Origin of the sequence: Ornithinimicrobium sufpigmenti, from assembly GCF_004322775.1 — a bacterium.
GTDB classification, from domain to species: Bacteria; Actinomycetota; Actinomycetes; order Actinomycetales; family Dermatophilaceae; genus Ornithinicoccus; species Ornithinicoccus sufpigmenti.
Map to the genome: position 1 here is coordinate 3,911,062 of NZ_CP036403.1, position 18,720 is coordinate 3,929,781.

Here is an 18,720-nt window from a genome sequence, read left to right on the forward strand (position 1 = left end):
GTTCCAGCCCGCCACCGGGCCGGGCAACCATGGTGCCGGTCCGCAGCAGAGCGTGTCGCCGGTCCGAGCGAGGCTTGTCAGCAGGAACCGGTGACGTCGTCGTGGGCGACGCGGCGGGCCCAGTCCTCGACGTCCTGCCAGGTGTCGACGTCGCCGAGGTGCTGCGGGTCCATGGTGACGTCCTGCCAGTGCAGCCCGGAGACCAGGCGGCGCACGGAGGTGTCCCGCACGTCGGGCAGGGCCTCGAGCGCGCGGGTCAGGGCGTCCCTGCGGTAGACGGCCAGCAGCCACTGCCGGTGCCCGGTCGAGTCGACCGGGCTCACCGCCTCGACCTCCTCGTCGACGTAGGGCAGCTCGGCTGCCAGGAGCGCGAGGGCGCGGGCGGCTTCGGGCTGGTCGACGGCCGCGACCGCGACCCACCCGCGGTCCCCTACCTTCGGCCCGACCGGGACGTCCGGACGGTCCGCGACATCGAGGCCGCCGGCGGGCGCCGGATCCACTGGGGTCCTTGGTGCGCTGATGCCATCCAACGCGTCCAGACCAGCAGCGATGCCCGCCACCGGACCACCGTCAGGCGGGTCCTCCAGGGTTTGCAGCACGGTCCGGCCGTCCGGCAGCGGGGGCAAGGGTGTGTGGCCCACCACGACCACCACGCCGCCAAGATCCACGTCCTGCAACAGACGCTCGACGAGGGAGCGGCCCCCGACGACCAGGGCAGCCTTGTCCTGGCCCCCCAGCCGGGACCCCCGCCCACCGGCGAGTATCACCAGGTCAACGATCGATGACGCCATACCCAAGCATGGCATCGCTGGGTCGCAGAGCCCACCCTTGTGCGGGAATGGTGTGTCACATCCGTCGCTGGCAGCACGGATGTGACACACCGTTTCCGCACAGGGGTGCTGGAGGAGGGCAGGCAGGTAGATAGGAAAGGCGTGCGCTCGGTCGAGGCACAGGTGGGCAAGGAAAAAACATGCGCCCGGTCGGGCCCTTTGACGTGTCCTGTCGGGCCTTTTGACGTGTCCTGTCGGGTGGGGTCAGCGCATCAGTACGTGGGCAGGGAGGGGTCGACGCGCTCGATCCAGGCGAGCATGCCCCCGGTCATCACGCTGACGTCGTCCCGGCCCAGGCGGACCAGATGGGCGGCTGCGCGACGGGCCCGCGGCCCGGCCTTGCAGTAGACGACGACGGGGCCGTCGGGCAGGTGGTGGTCGAGCTCGTCCCAGGTGAGTACCTCGCCCACCGGCACGCGGAGCGCCCCCGGCACCGTGCCCAGCTCGTGCTCGGCCGGCTCGCGCACGTCGAGGAGGACGGGGGCGCCGCTGCCGATCATGGCCGAGACCTCCTCGGCCGAGTGCTCGGTGAGCGGCACCATCTCGCGCACGGGCTCCCGCTCGACCGGCGGCAGGTGGGCGCCGGCCGGGCGCAGCGGGATCTCCCGGGTGCGCTGGCTCAGGGCGTCGACGAGCAGGACCCTGCCCACCAGCGGCTCGCCGAAGCCGCAGATCAGCTTCACCGCCTCCCCTGCCATGATCGACCCGACCTGGCCGACCAGCGCCCCCAGCACGCCCGCCTCGGAGCAGGACGGCACGTCCTCGGGCCGGGGCGGGACGGGGAAGAGGTCGCGCAGGCTGACCGCGTCGTCCAGCCCCGGCACGAAGGTGGAGATCTGCGCGTCGAAGCGCAGGACGGCCGCCCAGACGACCGGCAGCCCGAGCGCCCGGCAGGCGTCGGAGACGGCATACCGGGTCGGGAAGTTGTCGGCCCCGTCGAGCACGAGGTGATGCTCCCCGAGGAGGTCCTGCGCGTTGTCGGGCGTGATCCGGGTATGGCGTACCTCGACCGAGACGTCGGGGTTGAGGCCGCGGACGTAGTCGGCGGCTGAGTCGACCTTGCGGACGCCGACGGCGTCGCTGCGGTGCACGACCTGGCGCTGCAGGTTGGTCGTGTCGATGACGTCGTCGTCGATGATCGTCAGGTGCCCGACGCCGGCTGCGGCCAGGTAGGCCAGGATCGGGCTGCCCAGCCCACCGGCCCCGACGACCGCGACCCGTGCGGCCAGCAGCCTGCGCTGCGCCTCGATGCCCATCCCCGGCACCAGCAGATGACGGGAGTAGCGCGTCACCTGCTCGGGGGTGAGCGCCTGCCCGGGCTCGACGAGCGGGGCCAGGGGTACGGGACGGGTCACGTGTCCACCTTCAGCTCGGTGAGGAGGTCGATCCACCAGCCTACGCGCGGCGCCTGCGCGGTGGCCATGTGGTCAGAGGGCGAGGTTCGCCCCTGGGGTATCGGTTCGGTGGTACCTTGCGAGGACACCGCTCGTCCGGCGATGTGAGGTCAACCACCCGGCGAAAGGAGCGCTGTCATGCACCTCCAGGTGGGGCTCGAGGCGGAGCCATGAGAAGGGCCCGAGACAAGACGCGGGACGTCCCCGTGGACGAGGACGCCCCGCCCCGTCGTAACACCGCCGTCCTCCGCGTGCACCGCGGCCCGGCCTCCCCGGACCGCGTCGTGGTCTACGGCACCACCCCGCTCGGGCCGCTCACCGACGAGGTCACCGAGTTCACCGTCCCGCCCGGCCACCACCTGGTCTCGCTGAAGCTCGGCTTCCACCACAGCGTGGCCACCTGGGTCACCCTCCGGCCCGGCCAGGTGCTGGACCTGGTGGTGGAGGACAACGTGCAGGCCATCGCGCCGATGCTGCAGGGCGGCTTCCTCCGCTTCCACCGGACCTAGCCGGGACCAGACGGGACCAGCCGGGACCAGCCGAGACCTCAGACTCAGCCGACCCGCTCCCAGCCACGCTTCTGCGCCCGGGTGCCGGTGGCGGTGCCCCGGCGGACGTCGCGGGAGCGGTAGACGATGTAGGGCCGCACGAAGTAGCCCAGCGGGGCGGAGAAGACGTGCACCAGCCGGGTGAACGGCCACATCGCGAACAGGATGAACGCCCAGAACGCGTGCGCCCGGAAGCTCCAGGGGATGCCCTCCATCAGCGTCGGGTCCGGCTGGAACCAGAAGATCTGCCGGAACCACACCGAGACGTTCTCCCGGTAGTTGAAGTAGCCGTGGTCGCCGGTCTGCGCGGGGCTGACCCCGATCCCGGCGGTCTGCAGGGTGTTGAGCGCACCCAGCACGATGACGAGCATCAGCGCGGCATACATGACCTTGTCGTTGACCGTGGTGGCCGAGAAGACCGGCCCGACGGTGCGGCGCCGGTAGACCAGGATCGCCAGGCCGACCACCGTCATGATCCCGAAGATGACCCCGCCGATGACCGCGAACTGGTGGTAGATCTCCTCGGGGATCACCCGGTCGGTCCACGACTTGGGAATCACCAGCCCCATGAAGTGACCGGCCGCCACGCCCAGGATGCCGAAGTGGAACAGCGGGCTGCCGATCCGCAGGAGCTTGCGCTCGTAGAGCTGGGAGCTGCGGGTGGTCCACCCGAACTTGTCGTAGCGGTACCGCCACACGTGTCCGACCACGAAGATCGCCAGGCAGACGTACGGGACGATCACCCAGAGGAAGGTACTCATCGGGGGGCTCCTACGGGGATGGTGGATCCGAGCTGGGCGGGGGAGGTATGCGGTGCGCCGTCGCCGCAGCCGGCGCTGGGCTGCATGGGTGACTCGCGCATCTGGTCGAGGGCGGGGTCGATGGCGTAGGGCGCGTTGAGCGCGGCGTCGTCCAGGCCGACCGTCTCCTGCGGCGGGCCCTGGGCGATGAGCTTGGCCAGCGCGACCTCGTCGTCGCTGTCCAGCGCGGGGAGCGTGGCGCGGACCGCCGACAGCACGTCGAGCCAGGGCGAGGACCGCTTGTCCAGGGCCCGGCGCAGCAGCTCGATGCCGACCCGGTGGTCGTTGAGCAGCTTCCAGGCCGCGTCAGGGGCGGTGGTCGCCCCGAACTCCAGCACCACCGGAAGGAAGTCGGGCAGCTCGGCCGGGCTGTCCTCGCCCTCGCGCAGCTCCACCCCGTGCTCGCGGTAGAGCTGCTTGAACCGGACGAGGGCGACGCCCCGGTTGCGGGTGTCGCCGTACAGGAAGTACGTCAGGTGCAGGGCGCACTTGCGGGTGACGTCGAAGGTGTCGACGTAGGCGATCTGGAGGGCGCCGAGGCCGTCCTCCGCGACGACGGTCTCGACGTGGTCCAGGAACCGGTCCAGCGGCTCGACCGCCGACGCCGGGAGACCGGCGATCACCTCGCGCAGCACCGGCAGCCGCGCCGGCAGCTGGTCGTCGGGGTAGTCCAGCAGGAGCGAGCACACCTGCCAGGTGTCGGCCTGGGCCTGCGCGTCCAGCGCCGGCTGCGTGCGGCGGTGCCGCCTCCAGGGCAGCATCAGCGCAGCCCCTCTGCCGAGCCCGCGGTGTTGTCCGGGCGGGCGCGGCCACCCTCCAGGGTGGCGTTGTCGTCCACCCCGTCGGCCGCCTCCAGCGGTGAGGTGACGGCGGAGTCGCGGTCGGGGAAGAGCCCCTCGGGCATGCCGCGGCCGTCCCAGTTGAGCAGGTTGACCCGGCCCCGCTTGGCGCCGCCGGAGACGAGGGTGTCGGCGGTGGCCCGCTCCTGCAGCATCTTGAAGTTCTCCACCGCGACCGGGGTCACCCCGCCGCGGCCGGAGCCCTCGCCGAACGGGCCGGACATCTCCAGCAGCTCGTCGTCGAAGTCGCTGACCGGGCAGTCGGTGGCCGTCTCCTCCAGCGCGTGGGCCTGCTCGCCGTGGGCGGAGGGGATGACGTAGCGCTCCTCGTACTTGGCGATGGCCAGGAGGCGGAACATCTCATACATCTCCTCCTCGGTCATCCCCACCGCCTCCGGGATCTCGGCCCGCGGGTCGCGCCCGAGGTTGATGTCGCGCATGTAGGACCGCATCGCCGCCAGCTTGCGCAGGACGTCGTTGACCGGGCCCACGTCACCCGCGGTGAACAGGTTGGCGAGGTACTCCACCGGGATGCGCAGCGTGTCGATCGCGGCGAACAGGTTGTCCTTGTCCTCCGCGTCGTAGCCGGTGCCCTTGATCGCGTCGACGACCGGTGACAGCGGCGGGATGTACCAGACCATCGGCATCGTGCGGTACTCCGGGTGCAGCGGCAGCGCCACCTTGTAGTCCTGGATGAGCTTGAGGACCGGGGACTTCTTGGCCGCCTCGATCCAGTCACCGGGGATGCCGGCGCGCTCCGCCTCGCGCGCCACCGCGGGGTCGCGGGGGTCGAGGAAGACCGAGCGCTGCGCCTCGTACAGGTCGTGCTCGTCCTGCACGGAGGCCGCCTCGAGCACCTTGTCGGCGTCGTAGAGCATCAGCCCGATGTAGCGCAGCCGGCCCACGCAGGTCTCGGCGCACACCGTGGGGATGCCGACCTCGATGCGCGGGTAGCAGAAGGTGCACTTCTCGGCCTTGCCGGTCTTGTGGTTGAAGTAGACCTTCTTGTAGGGGCAGCCGGTGACGCACTGCCGCCAGCCGCGGCACTGGTCCTGGTCGACCAGCACGATCCCGTCCTCGGCCCGCTTGTAGATCGCGCCGGAGGGGCAGGAGGCCGCGCAGCTGGGGTTGAGGCAGTGCTCGCAGATCCGCGGCAGGTAGAACATGAAGGTCTCTTCGAACTCGAACTTGACCTTGTCCTGCAGCCCCTTGAGCATCGGGTCCTGTGCCGCGTGCTCGTGCGAGCCACCCAGGTCGTCGTCCCAGTTGGCCGACCACTCGATGTTGATCTGCTTGCCGGAGATCAGCGAGTACGGCTTGGCGACCGGGAAGTTCTCCTGCGCCGGGGCGTGCAGCAGCGTCTCGTAGTCGTAGGTCCACGGCTCGTAGTAGTCGTTGATGCTGGGCATCTTGGGGCTGGAGAAGATGTTCAGCAGCTTGGTGAGCCGCCCGCCCGCCTTCAGCTTGAGCCGGCCGTTCGGGGTGACCTCCCAGCCGCCCTTCCAGACCTCCTGGTCCTCATACCCGCGCGGGTAGCCCATGCCGGGCTTGGTCTCGACGTTGTTGAACCACACGTACTCCGTGCCCTGCCGGTTGGTCCACGCCTGCTTGCAGGTCACCGAGCAGGTGTGGCACCCGATGCACTTGTCGAGGTTCATCACCATCGCCATCTGGGCCATGACGCGCATTTAATATTCCACCTTCGCAGTCCGCTTACGGATCATCGTGACTTCGTCCCGGTTGTTGCCGGTCGGTCCGATGTAGTTGAAGAAGTAGGCGTGCTGGGCATAGCCGCCGATGATGTGGCTGGGTTTCATCAGGATCCGGGTCAGGCTGTTGTGGATGCCGCCGCGCTTGCGGTCCGTCTCCGTCAGCGGCACGTCGATCAGCCGGTCCTGGGCGTGGTGCATGTAGACCGTGCCCTCGGGCATCCGGTGGCTGACGATCGCCCGGCAGGCGACCACGCCGTTGCGGTTGACCGCCTCGATCCAGTCGTTGTCCTTGACCCCGATCTTGGCGGCGTCCTTGTCGGACATCCAGATCACCTGGCCGCCGCGGGAGAGCGAGAGCATGAACAGGTTGTCCTGGTACTCGCTGTGGATCGACCACTTGTTGTGCGGGGTCAGGTAGCGCACCGACACCCCGAGCTCGTTCTGCTCACCGGGCGTGCTCTCCCCGAACAGGGTCTTCATGTTCAGCGGCGGTCGGTAGGTCGGCAGCGCCTCGCCCATCCCGAGCATCCAGTCGTGGTCCAGGTAGAACTGCTGGCGGCCGGTGAGGGTGTGGAACGGCTTGGAGCGCTCGATGTTGATGGTGAACGGGCTGTAGCGCCGCCCGCCGGACTCGCTGCCGGACCACTCGGGGGAGGTGATGACCGGCACGGGCGCGGCCTGGGTGTCGGCGAAGGTGATCTGCTTGCCCTCGTGCTCGGAGGCCAGGTCGTGCAGCTGGGTCCCGGTGCGCTGCTCCAGGAACTTGAAGCCCTGGGTGGCCAGATGGCCGTTGCTCACCGCCGACAGGTGCATGATCGCGTCGGCGAACTGGATGTCGGTCGCCAGCGTGGGCTGGCCGTCAGCGGCACCGCCGCGCACCACCCCGTTGCGCTGGGCGAGGATGTCGACCTCCCGGCTCACCTCATACTTCACGCCCTTGGTCTGCATGCCGACGTTCTTCAGCAGCGGGCCGATCGCGGTCATCTTGTCGTAGATGGCCGTGTAGTCGCGCTCGACCTCGGCGATCACCGGCAGGGTCTTGCCCGGTATGGCGTCCACCTCACCGGTCTTCCAGTCCAGGACCCGCCCGTGCACCGTCGCCATCGCCTCGGGGGTGTCGTGCCACAGCGGCTTGGTGACCACGTCCTTGCGGGTGCCGAGGTGGTCGACGGCCAGCTCGGAGAACCGCTTGGCGATCGCCTTCCACGCCTCCCAGTCCGTCTTGGACTGCCACGGCGGGGAGATGGCCGGGTTGAAGGAGTGGATGAACGGGTGCATGTCGGTGGTGTTGAGGTCGTGCTTCTCGTACCAGGTCGCCGCCGGCAGGACCACGTCGGAGAACAGCGTGGAGCTGGTCATCCGGAAGTCCAGGGTGAGCAGCAGGTCGAGCTTGCCCTCCGGCGCCCGCTCCGGCCACGGTATGCCGTGGGGGCGCAGGTGCTCGGGCGCCTCGGTCGCCTTGACCGCGTTGTCCGCGCCGAGCAGGTGCTTGAGGAAGTACTCGTTGCCCTTGGCGCTGGACCCGAGCAGGTTGGCCCGCCACAGGGACAGGATCCGGGGGAAGTTCTCCGGGTTCTCCGGGTCCTCGACCGCGAACTGCAGCGTGCCCTCCTTCAGCTGGCTGGCCACATACTCCGGAGCGCTCATCCCGGCGGCGGCCGCCTCGTCCGCCACCTGCAGCGAGGACCGGTCGAACTGCGGGTAGGACGGGGTCCAGCCCAGCCGCACCGACTGCGCCAGCAGGTCCATCGTGGTCTGCCCGGCGAACAACCCGGTGTTGCCGTTGATCGCGTCGGCGTCGAAGGTGTCGTAGCGGTACTGCGAGGTGTGGACGTACCAGTAGGCCGTCTGGTTCATGTGCCGCGGGGGGCGCACCCAGTCCAGCGCGAAGGCCAGGTGCTGGAAGCCCATGATCGGCCGGATCTTCTCCTGACCGACGTAGTGCGCCCAGCCGCCGCCGTTGCGGCCCTGGCAGCCGGTGATCGTGGTCAGCACCAGCATGGCCCGGTAGACCTGGTCGGAGTGGTACCAGTGGTTGGTGCCGGCGCCCATGAGGATCATCCCGCGCCCGTTCGTGTCGATGGCGTTCTGCGCCCACTCACGCGCGATCCGGATGATCTGCTCCGGCGGGGCCCCGCAGATCTCGGCCGCCCAGGCGGGGGTGGCCGGCACCGACGGGTCCTCGTAGCCGGTGGGCCACTGGCCGGGCAGTCCGTCCCGCGCCACGCCGTAGTGCGCGAGCATCAGGTCCAGCACCGTGGTGACCAGGTGCTCCCCGACCCGGCGGACCGGGACGCCACGCCGCTCGGTGCGCATCTGCCCCTCGACGTTGTCGAAGCGCGGGAGCACGACCTCCACGGCCTCACCGGTGTCGCCGTAGAGCGTCAGCGCGGGGTCGATGCCGTCCAGGTCGAGGTTCCACCGGCCGGCGCCGTCGTCGCCGTAGCGGTGGCCGATCGAGCCGTTGGGGATGGCGACGTCGTCGACCGCGCGGTCCAGGACGGCCGGCTTCCACAGCGCGTTCTCGCTCTGCTGCTCGGGGTAGTGCCCGTCCAGGTCGCCGGCGGTCAGGAACTTTGACGGTTGGTACGTGCCGTCCTCCTGCTGGACGAGGGTGACCAGGTAGGGCAGGTCGGTGAAGCGCTTGTTGTAGTCGGTGAAGAAGTCCACCTGCTGGTCGACGAAGAACTCCTTGAGGACCACGTGGCCCATCCCCATCGCCAGGGCGCCGTCGGTGCCCGGGTCGGAGGCGACCCACTCGTCGGCGAACTTGACGTTGTCGGCGTAGTCGGGGGAGACCGCGATGACCTTCTGGCCGCGGTAGCGGGCCTCGACCATCCAGTGCGCGTCGGGGGTGCGGGTCAGCGGGACGTTGGAGCCCCACATGATCAGGTAGCCGGCGTCCCACCAGTCCCCGGACTCCGGCACGTCGGTCTGGTCGCCGAACATCTGCGGGGAGGCGTTGGGCAGGTCGGCATACCAGTCGTAGAAGGAGAGCATCGGCGCGCCGATGAGCTCGTGGAACCGGGAGCCGGAGGAGTAGGAGACCGGCGACATCGCCGGGATCGGGGAGAAGCCGGCGATCCGGTCCGGGCCGTAGCGCTTGACCGTGTAGACGTGCGCCGCCGCGATGAGGTCCACGACCTCCTCCCAGGTGGAGCGGACCAGCCCGCCCTTGCCGCGCGCGCTCTTGTAGGCGCGGGCCTTCTCTTCGTCCTGGACGATCGAGGCCCAGGCGAGCACGGAGTCGCCGTACTCCCGGCGCGCCTCCCGGAACATCTCCAGCAGGGTGCCGCGCACGTAGGGGTAGCGCACCCGGGTGGGGCTGTAGGTGTACCAGGAGAAGGCGGCGCCGCGGGGGCATCCGCGGGGCTCGTACTCCGGGCGGTCAGCACCGGCCGACGGGTAGTCCGTCTGCTGCGCCTCCCAGGTGATGATCCCGTCCTTGACGTAGACCTTCCAGCTGCAGGAGCCGGTGCAGTTGACGCCGTGGGTGGAGCGGACGACCTTGTCGTGGCTCCACCGGTCGCGGTAGAAGGCGTCTCCGGAGCGGCCACCGGTGACGTGGACCGAGCGCTGGTCGTCCGAGACCTCGCCGCGGGTGAAGAACCGGCTGGTGCTCACCAGCGCCTGGCTCAGCGGCCCGTCCAAACCCGGACGGCTCTGGGTGCTCTGGCTCATGAGGTGCTCTCCTGATCGGTGGCGACGGGTCTGCTGGACGGGCTGGGTCTAGGCCCCGGTCGCCGGCCCGAGGGCGGGCGGTTCCGGGGGTTGCGGTTCGGTGCTGACGGGCTCCGTATGCGGTGCGCCGGACGGCGGAGCTGTCGCGGGCGCAGCGGTGGCGGGCGCAGCGGTGGCGGGCAGGTCGTCGGGCAGGACCAGGCCCTCGACGTCAGCGGGCCCGCCGTCGCGGAAGATCACGGCGTGGCAGGTCTGCGGTCCGACGAAGGGACGCAGGCTGACCTCGGCCTGCTCCTCCCCGGCGACCTCCAGCGCGCCGCGGAGCAGACCGCGGTGCACCCCGCAGACCACGGCCGGGCGGACCCGGGCCAGCTCGAGGAAGGGGCAGTCCCGCAGCGTCAGGGTCGTCTCCCCCTCGGCACCGTCGACGCTGAGATCGGGCGTGTAGCCCCACTCGGCCAGCAGGTCGACCACGTGCCCCATCTTCCCGAGCCACTCGCCGGCGGTCGCCGCGGGCTCCTCCGGCCCGACCTGACCCCGGTCGGCCAGCCGCTGGCGGACCCACTCGGCTCCCGCCTCCTCCGGGGACAGGTGCGCCACGGAGTCCGGGTCCAGCGCCTCGGCGAGGAGCGTGGCCAGCACCTGGTACGGCCCTTCGGCCTGCGGCGACTCCGAGGGGGTGAGCTCTCCGTCGACGACGACGTACTTCTTCTTCGGCCGCCCCGCTCCCCCGCCCCGGACGAAGTGCGCCTCCAGCAGGCCCGCGGCGACCAGCTGGTCGAGGTGGAAGCGCACGGTCGTGCTGTGCAGGCTCAGCAGCTGGCCCAGCTCTGCTGCGGTGAGCCCGCTGGCGCGGGTCGGTCGGCCCTCGACGGCCAGCCGGGGCAGGCCCGCCAGGGTGTCCACGATCCGCCGGCGCACGGCGGAGGTGAGCAGCGCTGCTCCCTCGTTCGGCGTCTCGGCGGCCCTCACTGCGACTCCCTTTTAGCGGATTGCGACGTCTTATCTAAACCCATCGGCGGGCCAGACGCAAGGGGGATCGGCCGCTCGTCGGCGACCTGGCGATCTGCGCACGCAGCGCCTCCCACCAGCAGAAATACGGCATACATCTATGCGCGAATTGAACGCACGTGCCGTGTGGCGAAGGGGTCAACCCAGGTGTAGGGTACGGGTGTTTAGATGACTCTCTCCGTCAAATGCCTTCCTCACCCATAGGAGCAGGATGAGCAACGCCCCCGCCGGCGTCCAGACGCGCACCGCCTCGCAGGCTGGCCGCGTCATGTGGATCTCCACCACCGCCTTCACGCTGATGTTCGCGGTCTGGCTGATGTTCGGCATCCTCGGCAAGCCCATCCAGGAGGAGTTCGGGCTCACCGACACCCAGCTGTCCTGGATCTCGGCGGTCGCCGTGCTCAACGGCTCGATCTGGCGTCTGCCCGCCGGGATGCTCACCGACCGGATCGGCGGCCGCAAGATGATGACCGCGATCCTGGTGGTCAGCGCGGTGCCCGCCTTCATGGTCAGCAGGGCCGAGAGCTACGGGTGGCTGCTGGTGCTGGCCTTCCTCGTCGGCTTCGCCGGCAACTCCTTCTCGGTCGGCATCGCCTGGAACGCCGCCTGGACGCCCCGTGAGCGCCAGGGGTTCGCCCTCGGCCTGTTCGGCGCCGGCAACGTGGGCGCCTCGGTCACCAAGTTCATCGGCCCGCCGATCATCGCCGCAACGGCGGGCTCGACCGTCATCCTGGGGCTCCAGGGCGGGTGGCGCCTCATCCCGGTCGTGTATGCCGTGCTGCTGCTCGTCATGGCGGCGATCACCTGGTTCGGCACCCCGTCCCAGGACCGGATGCCCGGCTCGTCCCGGACGCTGGGGCAGATGATGACCCCGCTCCGTCAGCTGCGGGTGTGGCGGTTCAGCCTCTACTACGTCGCCGTCTTCGGCGCCTACGTCGCCCTGGCGGCGTGGATGCCCATCTACTACATCAACAACTTCGGGGTCTCGCTGACGACCGCCGGCCTGCTGACCGCGCTGTTCATCTTCCCCGCCTCGCTGCTGCGTCCGGTGGGTGGCTGGTTCACCGACCGCTGGGGCGCCCGCAAGGCGATGTACGGCACCTTCTTCGTCATGCTGGTCACCTCCGGCATCCTGATGATGCCCAACGGCCACGTGGTCATCAACCACGCCGACGGCCGGGCCACCGAGCACCTGGGCTACGCGATGCACATCGTGCCGTTCACCATCCTGCTCTTCCTGCTCGGCTGCGCGATGGGCGTGGGCAAGGCGGCCGTCTTCAAGCACATCCCCGAGTACTTCCCGGACAACGTCGGCCCGGTCGGCGGCCTCGTCGGCATGCTCGGCGGCCTGGGCGGGTTCTTCCTGCCGCCGCTGTTCGCCTACACCGAGGAGTGGTCCGGCTTCCCGACCTCCACCTTCTTCGTCCTCTTCCTCCTCACCGCCGTCTGCCTGCTGTGGATGCACCTCACCGTCGTCCGCATGCTGCACGCGCAGTCCCCCGAGCTGTCCGACAAGCTCGAGCCCAGCGACGGCGAGCAGGACCTCGACCGCACCTTCACCGGAACACCTGACCAGCACGACGAGCCCGACAGCCGTCTACAGGAGGCACAGCGATGAGCACCCCCGCGTCCGAACGCCGCACCGGCGGTGAATGGCTGCAGAACTGGGACCCCGAGAACGAGGAGACCTGGGACAGCGGCCGGGCCTGGTCCACCCTGTGGATCACCACCTTCACCCTCACCCTGTGCTTCATCACCTGGTTCCTGCCCAGCGCGGTCATCCCGCGGCTCAACGCCCTCGGCTACGAGTTCACCCAGGGCCAGCTGTACTGGATGGCAGCCATGCCCGGTCTGGCGGCCGGCCTGCTGCGGATCGTCTGGATGGTGCTGCCGCCCATCCTGGGCACCCGCAAGATGGTGGCGATCACCACCTTCCTGCTCGTCTTCCCCCTGCTCGGCTGGGGCGTGCGCGTGCAGGAGCCGACCGCGCCCTACTGGGAGCTCATGGTCCTGGCCTTCCTGGCCGGTATCGGCGGCGGTGCCTTCTCCGGCTTCATGCCCTCCACCTCCTACTTCTTCCCCAAGCGGCTGCAGGGGACCGCGCTGGGCCTGCAGGCGGGCCTGGGCAACTTCGGCGTCTCCCTGGTCCAGCTGCTCACCCCGTGGCTCATCGGCTTCGGGATGCTGGGCTTCCTCGGCAACAGCCAGAGCATGGAGATGGCCGGCCAGGGCAACCAGGAGGTGTGGTACCAGAACGCGGCCTTCTTCTGGATCCCCTTCTGCCTCATCGGCGCCGCCCTGGCGTGGTGGCTGCTGAAGTCGGTGCCGATCAAGGCCAACATCAAGCAGCAGTTCGACATCTTCAGCAACGTCGACACCTGGCTGATGACCCTGCTGTACATCATGACCTTCGGCACCTTCTCCGGCCTGTCCGCCCAGTTCGGCCTGCTCATGCAGAACCTCTACGGCTCCGGCAACCCCGAGATCGTCCAGGGCACCGGGCCCGAGGCCCAGATGCTCATCGAGGGCTACCAGGTGCCCAACGCCCTGGCGCTGGTCTTCCTCGGTCCCCTCGTGGGAGCGGGTGCGCGCGTCCTGTTCTCCCCCCTGACCGACCGGATGGGCGGGGCGATCTGGACGCTGATCTCCGGGCTCGGCCTGATCGGCTCCATCGCCTTCACCATGACGGGCCTGGTGCCGGACACCTCCTCGGCCGCGGCCCTGGACGCCGGTTTTGACCGCTTCCTGTGGGGGATGCTGGCGATCTTCCTCTTCGCCGGGATCGGCAACGCCTCCACCTTCAAGCAGATGCCGATGATCTTCGAGCGACGCCAGGCCGGTGGCGTGATCGGCTGGACCGCGGCCATCGCGGCCTTCGGGCCCTTCCTCTTCGGGGTCGGCCTGACCCTGATGAGCCCGACCACCTTCTACCTCATCGGCATCGCCTTCGCCGTGCTGTGCGTGGTCATCACCTGGGTGCGCTACGCCCGTCCCGGCGCGCCCAAGCCGGGTTGACCGTCCCTGCGCACGGCATACCCGCGCCCTGCCCAACGCCCGCACACGCACTTCACCCTGCCCATTCAGCCCTGACCCGTCACGACCTGGAGACCGACATGACCGACACACCCCGCACCCTGCCCATCGTCGAGAAGGGCGGCTGCGGCTGCGGCTGCTCCGGCGACGAGGGCGTGCCCGCCCTGGACGCCCGGGAGATCCCGCACGCGATCCGCCACGCCACGATCTTCGGTGCCGTCGGCGGCCTGCGGCCGGGACAGCAGATGGACCTGATCGCCCCCCACGACCCCCTGCCCCTGCTCGCCCAGCTCGCCGAGCGCGAGGGCGGGTCGGTGACGCACGAGTACCTCGAGCGCGGCCCCGAGGTCTGGACGCTGCGCTTCACGCGACAGGCCGACGAGCGGGCGACGAGCACCGCCGGCGCCTGATGTGCACCTACTGCGGCTGCGAGTCGATCGAGGTGATCGGCCGGTTCATGGCCGAGCACACCGCGATCATCAACGCCGCCGGCGAGCTGCGCCGGGCCCTCGAGCGGGGTGCAGAGGAGGCGGCAGTGCACGCCGCCGCCGACACCCTCGCCGGCCTGCTCCACCCGCACACCAGCGCCGAGGAGGTCGGCCTCTTCTCGGTGATGCGGCGCGAGGAGCAGTTCACCGAGCACATCGCTGACCTGTGCTCCGAGCACACCGAGCTCGACGAGCGGCTGGCGGCGGTCCGCGCGGGCGACCACGCGGCCTACCCCGCCTTCGAGCACCTCCTGCGCCAGCACATCGACCGCGAGGACAACGGCCTCTTCCCCGCGGCCGCCATCGCGCTGGACGGCCCGGACTGGGCAGAGGTGGAGCAGACCACTCCCCCAGCGGCGTGAGCCCCGGACGGCGCCGGGCCGACGGGGGACGCGGGCCGGCCCCGCTCCTGCTCCTGCCGGGCGGGCTGGCGCTCCTGGTCGGCATGGACGCCGGGCTCACCCTGGCCGGCGTCCCGGCACCGCTCGCCAGCGCCCGGCTGGCCGACCTGCACGGGTCGCTGATGGTCCTGGGCTTCCTCGGCACGGTGATCAGCCTGGAGCGCGCCACCGCGCTGCGTGCGGGCTGGGGCTTCCTGGCCCCCGCGCTCACCGGTGCCGGCGCGCTGGCGCTGACCCTGCTCCCCGATCCCCTCCTGGGCCGGCTGCTGCTCACCCAGGGACTGCTCACCCTCGTCCTGGTGTATGCCGTCCTCTGGCGCCGCAACCGGGACCTCACCGTCGCCGTGGAGGCCCTGGGCGCGGTGCTGGCGGCCGCGGCCGCGCTGCTGCTGACCCGGGTGGAGGTGGCGGTCGTGGTGCCGCTGCTCGTCGGCTTCGTCGTGCTCACCATCGCCGCCGAGCGGGTGGAGCTGGCCCGGCTGGCCATGCCCGTCGGCGCCGACCGCTGGCTGGTCCTGCTCGCCGGCGGTGTCACGCTGGCGGTGCTCGGCACGACGGTGCTGGCCGGCTCCCGGCCCGGTGCCGAGGTGACCTGGCGGCTGCTCGGGCTGGCCCTGCTCCTCCTCACCGGCTGGCTGGTGCGCCATGACGTCGCCCGGCGCACGGTCCGCGGGAGCGGCCTGCCCCGCTTCGCGGCGGTGGCACTGCTGCTCGGGTACGGCTGGCTGCTGGTGGCCGGGCTCGGGCTGCTGCTGGGCGGGCGACCTGTGGGCGACGGCTATGACGTCGTCGTGCACGCCACCTTCCTCGGCTTCGCGATCTCCATGGTGCTGGCGCACGCCCCGGTGATCCTCCCGGCCGTGCTCAAGGTGCGGCTGCCCTACCACCGCGCGATGTGGGTCCCCCTGCTCCTGCTGCACGCCACGCTCGCCGCACGGGTCGCCTCGCTGGGCCTGGTCGCGATCGGCCTGCGGGCGCTGCCCATCTGGCAGCTGGCGCTGCTCGGCAACGTCGCCGCCCTCCTGCTCTTCCTGCTCACCCTGCTGACGGTGGTGGTGACCGGCCCGCGGGCCGGGCGCCGCCGCATACCGGACCGAACGGAGATCCATGTCTGACCTCGCGCCGACCGCGCGCCGGACCACGCCCGACGGTGGCCGCCGGACGCGAGCTGCGGGCAACCGGGGCCACTGGGCGCTGCGTGACCAGCCCGCCCTGCTGTGGCTGCTGCTCGCCCTGGTGATGACGGCGATCCACCCGTTCGTGCCCGACTCGCGCTGGCTCATGGTCCACCTGGTCCTCCTCGGCGCCCTGACCCACGCGATCATGGTGTGGAGCACCCACTTCACCCAGGCGCTGCTGAAGACCCGGCCGGGGCTGGACGACCGCCGGGCCCAGTCGATCCGGCTGTGGCTGCTCCTCGCCGGCACCGTCCTGACCCTGGTCGGCGTCCCGACCGCCCGCTGGCCGGTCACCCTGGTCGGGGCCAGCCTGGTCAGCGCGGCCGTGGTCACCCACGGGGTGCAGCTGGTCCGGCGCCTGCGGGGCGCGCTGCCCGGCCGGTTCCGGGTGACGGTGCGCTACTACGTCGCGGCGGCGCTGGCCCTGCCGGTCGGCGCCGGCTTCGGGGCGACCCTGGCCCTCGGGTTGTCGGACGTGTGGCACGGACGGCTGCTGCTGGCGCACACGATGACGATGCTGCTGGGCTGGGTCGGGCTCACCGTCACCGGGACGCTGCTCACCCTGTGGCCGACGATGCTGCGCACGCGGATCGCCCCGCCCGCCGAACGGCGCGCCACGCAGGCGCTGCCCGGCCTCGTCGCCTCCCTGGCCCTGCTGGTCGGCGGGGCCCTGCTCGACGTGCGGTGGCTGAGCGTGGTCGCGCTGGTCGGCTACCTCGCCTCGCTGGCCTGGTGGGCCAGCGCCGTGCTGTCACCGGTGCGGCAGGCGCCGCCGCGGGAGTTCGCACCGTCCTCGGTCGGGCTGGCGCTCGTCTGGGGCCTGGCCGCGCTGACCATGGTGCTGTGGCGGCTGGCCGGTGCCGGCAACTGGGCCGACTTCGTCAACGGCTTCGGCTGGACCTCGGCCGTGATCGTGGTCGGCTTCGCCGCGCAGCTGCTGACCGGCGCCCTGTCCTACCTCGTGCCCTCCGTGGTCGGCGGCGGCAAGACCGTCGTGCGGGCGGGCGCGCGCTGGTTCGACCGGTGGGGCACGGCCCGGCTGGTGACGATCAACGTCGGGCTGCTGCTGTGCCTGCTGCCGGTGCCCAGCATCGTGCGGGTCATCGTCTCGCTGCTCGTCGTCGCAGCCCTGGCCACGTTCATCCCGCTGATGATCCTGGGCATCCGGGCCTCCAGCCGGGCCAAGCGCGAGGTGGCCGCCGCCCGCGAGCGCGGCGAGCGTCCGGCCGGGGCCCGGCCCGCGCCGGGTGCCGAGGCCGGCACGCCGGACCGGATGCCCTCCATCTGGTCCGGCGGGCAGCTGGTCGCGGCGCTGTCGGCGCTGGTGCTGGCCGTGTCGGTGGGCGTGGCGGCGGACCCGGCGGCAGCCGGTCTGGGCGGCTCCGGGGTCGGGGTGGCGGAAGGCACGGTGGCAGGTGGCGACGCCTCGGCTGCCGTGACACCCACCGGCAACACGACCACGGTCACCGTCGAGGCGCACGACATGCGCTTCGAGCCCGCCAGCATCACGGTGCCGGCTGGGGACCGCCTGGTGATCGAGCTGGTCAACATGGACGACAACAACGTGCACGACCTGCAGCTCCTCGGCGAGCGCTCACCGCGCCTCGGCACGGGCGACTCCGCGACGCTGGACGTCGGCGTCGTCGGTGGCCCGGCGCAGGGCTGGTGCACCATCGTCGGCCACCGGCAGATGGGGATGGTCTTCGACGTCTTCGTCGGGGGAGGCGACGGCGGCACGGCCGCTGAGGGCGCTGAGGGGTCCGGGCAGGATGGCCAGGACCAGCGCGGGGCCGGGCAGCACGGCGGCGATCAGTACGGCGCCGGTCAGGACGACGACGGCCACGGTGGTCCCGGGATAGCGGCCTTCCCGTCCACGGCCACGCCGCTGCTGGACCCGGGTGCCCGGGTGCAGGACGTGGTGGACCCCGTCCTGGCACCGCTGGGCGAGGAGCGGGTGCACCGGCTGACCCTGACCGCGCAGGAGCTGGAGCTGGAGGTCGCGCCGGGGGTGACGCAGACGCGGTGGACCTTCAACGGCCAGGTGCCCGGGCCGACGCTGCGCGGCCGGGTCGGCGACGTCTTCGAGATCACCCTGGTCAACGACGGGACACTGGGCCACTCCATCGACTTCCACGCCGGCGCGCTGGCCCCGGACCAGCCGATGCGCACCATCGCGCCGGGTGAGTCGCTGGTCTATCGGTTCACCGCCGAGCGGGCGGGCATCTGGATGTACCACTGCTCGACGGCACCCATGAGCAGCCACATCGCGGCCGGCATGGCCGGCGCGGTCATCATCGAGCCCGAGGAGGGCCTGCCCGAGGTGGACCGCGAGTACGTCCTGGTCCAGTCCGAGGTCTACCTCGTCCCGGGCTCCGGCCAGGGCGAGGAGCCGGCGGCCGAGGTGGACGCCGACGCGGTGGCCGGTGAGCGCCCGGCCTTCGTCACCTTCAACGGGGTCGCCGGGCAGTACGGCCCGGCCGGTGAGATGTTCGAGGCCGAGGTCGGCGAGCGGGTCCGCTTCTGGGTGCTCGTCGCCGGGCCTAACCGGCCCACGTCCTTCCACATCGTCGGCGGCCAGTTCGACACCGTCTACGCCGAGGGCGCCTACCAGCTCGGGCCGCAGTCCGAGGGCGCAGGCGCCCAGGCGCTCGCGCTGCAGCCGGCCCAGGGCGGCTTCGTGGAGCTGACCTTCCCGGAGGCCGGGCACTACTCGGCGGTCTCGCACATCATGGTCGACGCCGAGCGAGGTGCCCACGGCGTCGTCCGCGTGACGGACTGAGCGGGCCCCACGGGAACCCCGTCGGC

The 18,720-nt window shown here is 71.0% G+C and carries 14 protein-coding genes; 7 read left to right on the forward strand and 7 right to left on the reverse strand.

What is annotated here, in order from left to right:
* Nucleotides 1–77 precede the first annotated feature (77 nt).
* Complete coding sequence (gene mobA / locus ESZ52_RS17910; protein ID WP_181009845.1) at nt 78–791, reverse strand: molybdenum cofactor guanylyltransferase; 714 nt, start codon at nt 789–791, stop codon at nt 78–80.
* A 251-nt stretch (nt 792–1,042) separates the two neighbouring features.
* Nucleotides 1,043–2,185: a ThiF family adenylyltransferase gene (locus ESZ52_RS17915; RefSeq protein WP_238154369.1), complete on the reverse strand. Its 1,143-nt coding sequence runs from the start codon at nt 2,183–2,185 to the stop codon at nt 1,043–1,045.
* A gap of 209 nt (nt 2,186–2,394) precedes the next feature.
* On the opposite strand from ESZ52_RS17915, the gene ESZ52_RS17920 reads away from it, so the two are divergent.
* A complete protein-coding gene (locus ESZ52_RS17920; protein WP_131106130.1) occupies nt 2,395–2,733 on the forward strand; it encodes a hypothetical protein in 339 nt (112 codons plus the stop codon).
* A gap of 44 nt (nt 2,734–2,777) precedes the next feature.
* Here the strand turns inward: ESZ52_RS17920 and narI are convergent, their stop codons facing one another.
* From narI to ESZ52_RS17945, 5 genes are read right to left on the reverse strand one after another with little or no spacing between them, the layout of a single operon-like run.
* Nucleotides 2,778–3,533, reverse strand: a complete 756-nt coding sequence (gene narI / locus ESZ52_RS17925; protein ID WP_131106131.1) for a respiratory nitrate reductase subunit gamma — start codon at nt 3,531–3,533, stop codon at nt 2,778–2,780.
* On the reverse strand, nt 3,530–4,333 hold the full coding sequence (gene narJ, locus ESZ52_RS17930) for a nitrate reductase molybdenum cofactor assembly chaperone (protein ID WP_131106132.1): 804 nt from the start codon (nt 4,331–4,333) through the stop codon (nt 3,530–3,532). Before narJ ends, narI begins: the two co-directional genes overlap by 4 nt.
* Complete coding sequence (gene narH / locus ESZ52_RS17935; protein ID WP_131106133.1) at nt 4,333–6,099, reverse strand: nitrate reductase subunit beta; 1,767 nt, start codon at nt 6,097–6,099, stop codon at nt 4,333–4,335. Before narH ends, narJ begins: the two co-directional genes overlap by 1 nt.
* On the reverse strand, nt 6,100–9,804 hold the full coding sequence (locus ESZ52_RS17940; RefSeq protein ID WP_131106134.1) for a nitrate reductase subunit alpha: 3,705 nt from the start codon (nt 9,802–9,804) through the stop codon (nt 6,100–6,102). It lies immediately after the preceding gene.
* A 48-nt stretch (nt 9,805–9,852) separates the two neighbouring features.
* Nucleotides 9,853–10,776 carry a helix-turn-helix transcriptional regulator gene (locus ESZ52_RS17945; RefSeq protein ID WP_181009846.1) on the reverse strand — a complete coding sequence of 308 codons (924 nt, stop codon included), beginning with the start codon at nt 10,774–10,776 and terminating at the stop codon, nt 9,853–9,855.
* Between the two features lie 250 nt (nt 10,777–11,026).
* Here ESZ52_RS17945 and ESZ52_RS17950 point away from each other — a divergent pair, with 250 nt between their 5' ends.
* The 6 genes from ESZ52_RS17950 (at nt 11,027) to ESZ52_RS17975 (ending at nt 18,694) form a co-directional block, all read left to right on the forward strand.
* The gene (locus tag ESZ52_RS17950; protein ID WP_131106135.1) at nt 11,027–12,433 is read left to right on the forward strand and encodes an MFS transporter; all 1,407 of its coding nucleotides are present in this window, start codon (nt 11,027–11,029) and stop codon (nt 12,431–12,433) included.
* Nucleotides 12,430–13,830: an MFS transporter gene (locus ESZ52_RS17955; protein ID WP_131106136.1), complete on the forward strand. Its 1,401-nt coding sequence runs from the start codon at nt 12,430–12,432 to the stop codon at nt 13,828–13,830. The genes ESZ52_RS17950 and ESZ52_RS17955 overlap by 4 nt, the downstream gene beginning before the upstream one ends.
* A 98-nt stretch (nt 13,831–13,928) precedes the next feature.
* A complete protein-coding gene (locus ESZ52_RS17960; RefSeq protein WP_131106137.1) occupies nt 13,929–14,258 on the forward strand; it encodes a DUF2249 domain-containing protein in 330 nt (109 codons plus the stop codon).
* A gap of 47 nt (nt 14,259–14,305) precedes the next feature.
* A complete protein-coding gene (locus ESZ52_RS17965) occupies nt 14,306–14,698 on the forward strand; it encodes a hemerythrin domain-containing protein (RefSeq protein ID WP_238154370.1) in 393 nt (130 codons plus the stop codon).
* Complete coding sequence (locus ESZ52_RS17970) at nt 14,695–15,852, forward strand: hypothetical protein (RefSeq protein WP_238154371.1); 1,158 nt, start codon at nt 14,695–14,697, stop codon at nt 15,850–15,852. The genes ESZ52_RS17965 and ESZ52_RS17970 overlap by 4 nt, the downstream gene beginning before the upstream one ends.
* Entirely contained in the window at nt 15,845–18,694 is a 2,850-nt protein-coding gene (locus ESZ52_RS17975; protein ID WP_131106139.1) for a multicopper oxidase domain-containing protein, read from the forward strand. The genes ESZ52_RS17970 and ESZ52_RS17975 overlap by 8 nt, the downstream gene beginning before the upstream one ends.
* Nucleotides 18,695–18,720 lie beyond the last annotated feature (26 nt).

Coding starts and splice junctions, on each gene's coding strand:
- mobA (WP_181009845.1), bottom strand. CDS start 791: ATGGCGTCATCGATCGTTGACCTGGTGATACTCGCCGGTGGGCGGGGG.
- ESZ52_RS17920 (WP_131106130.1), top strand. CDS start 2,395: ATGAGAAGGGCCCGAGACAAGACGCGGGACGTCCCCGTGGACGAGGAC.
- narI (WP_131106131.1), bottom strand. CDS start 3,533: ATGAGTACCTTCCTCTGGGTGATCGTCCCGTACGTCTGCCTGGCGATC.
- narJ (WP_131106132.1), bottom strand. CDS start 4,333: ATGCTGCCCTGGAGGCGGCACCGCCGCACGCAGCCGGCGCTGGACGCG.
- narH (WP_131106133.1), bottom strand. CDS start 6,099: ATGCGCGTCATGGCCCAGATGGCGATGGTGATGAACCTCGACAAGTGC.
- ESZ52_RS17940 (WP_131106134.1), bottom strand. CDS start 9,804: ATGAGCCAGAGCACCCAGAGCCGTCCGGGTTTGGACGGGCCGCTGAGC.
- ESZ52_RS17950 (WP_131106135.1), top strand. CDS start 11,027: ATGAGCAACGCCCCCGCCGGCGTCCAGACGCGCACCGCCTCGCAGGCT.
- ESZ52_RS17955 (WP_131106136.1), top strand. CDS start 12,430: ATGAGCACCCCCGCGTCCGAACGCCGCACCGGCGGTGAATGGCTGCAG.
- ESZ52_RS17960 (WP_131106137.1), top strand. CDS start 13,929: ATGACCGACACACCCCGCACCCTGCCCATCGTCGAGAAGGGCGGCTGC.
- ESZ52_RS17965 (WP_238154370.1), top strand. CDS start 14,306: ATGGCCGAGCACACCGCGATCATCAACGCCGCCGGCGAGCTGCGCCGG.
- ESZ52_RS17975 (WP_131106139.1), top strand. CDS start 15,845: ATGTCTGACCTCGCGCCGACCGCGCGCCGGACCACGCCCGACGGTGGC.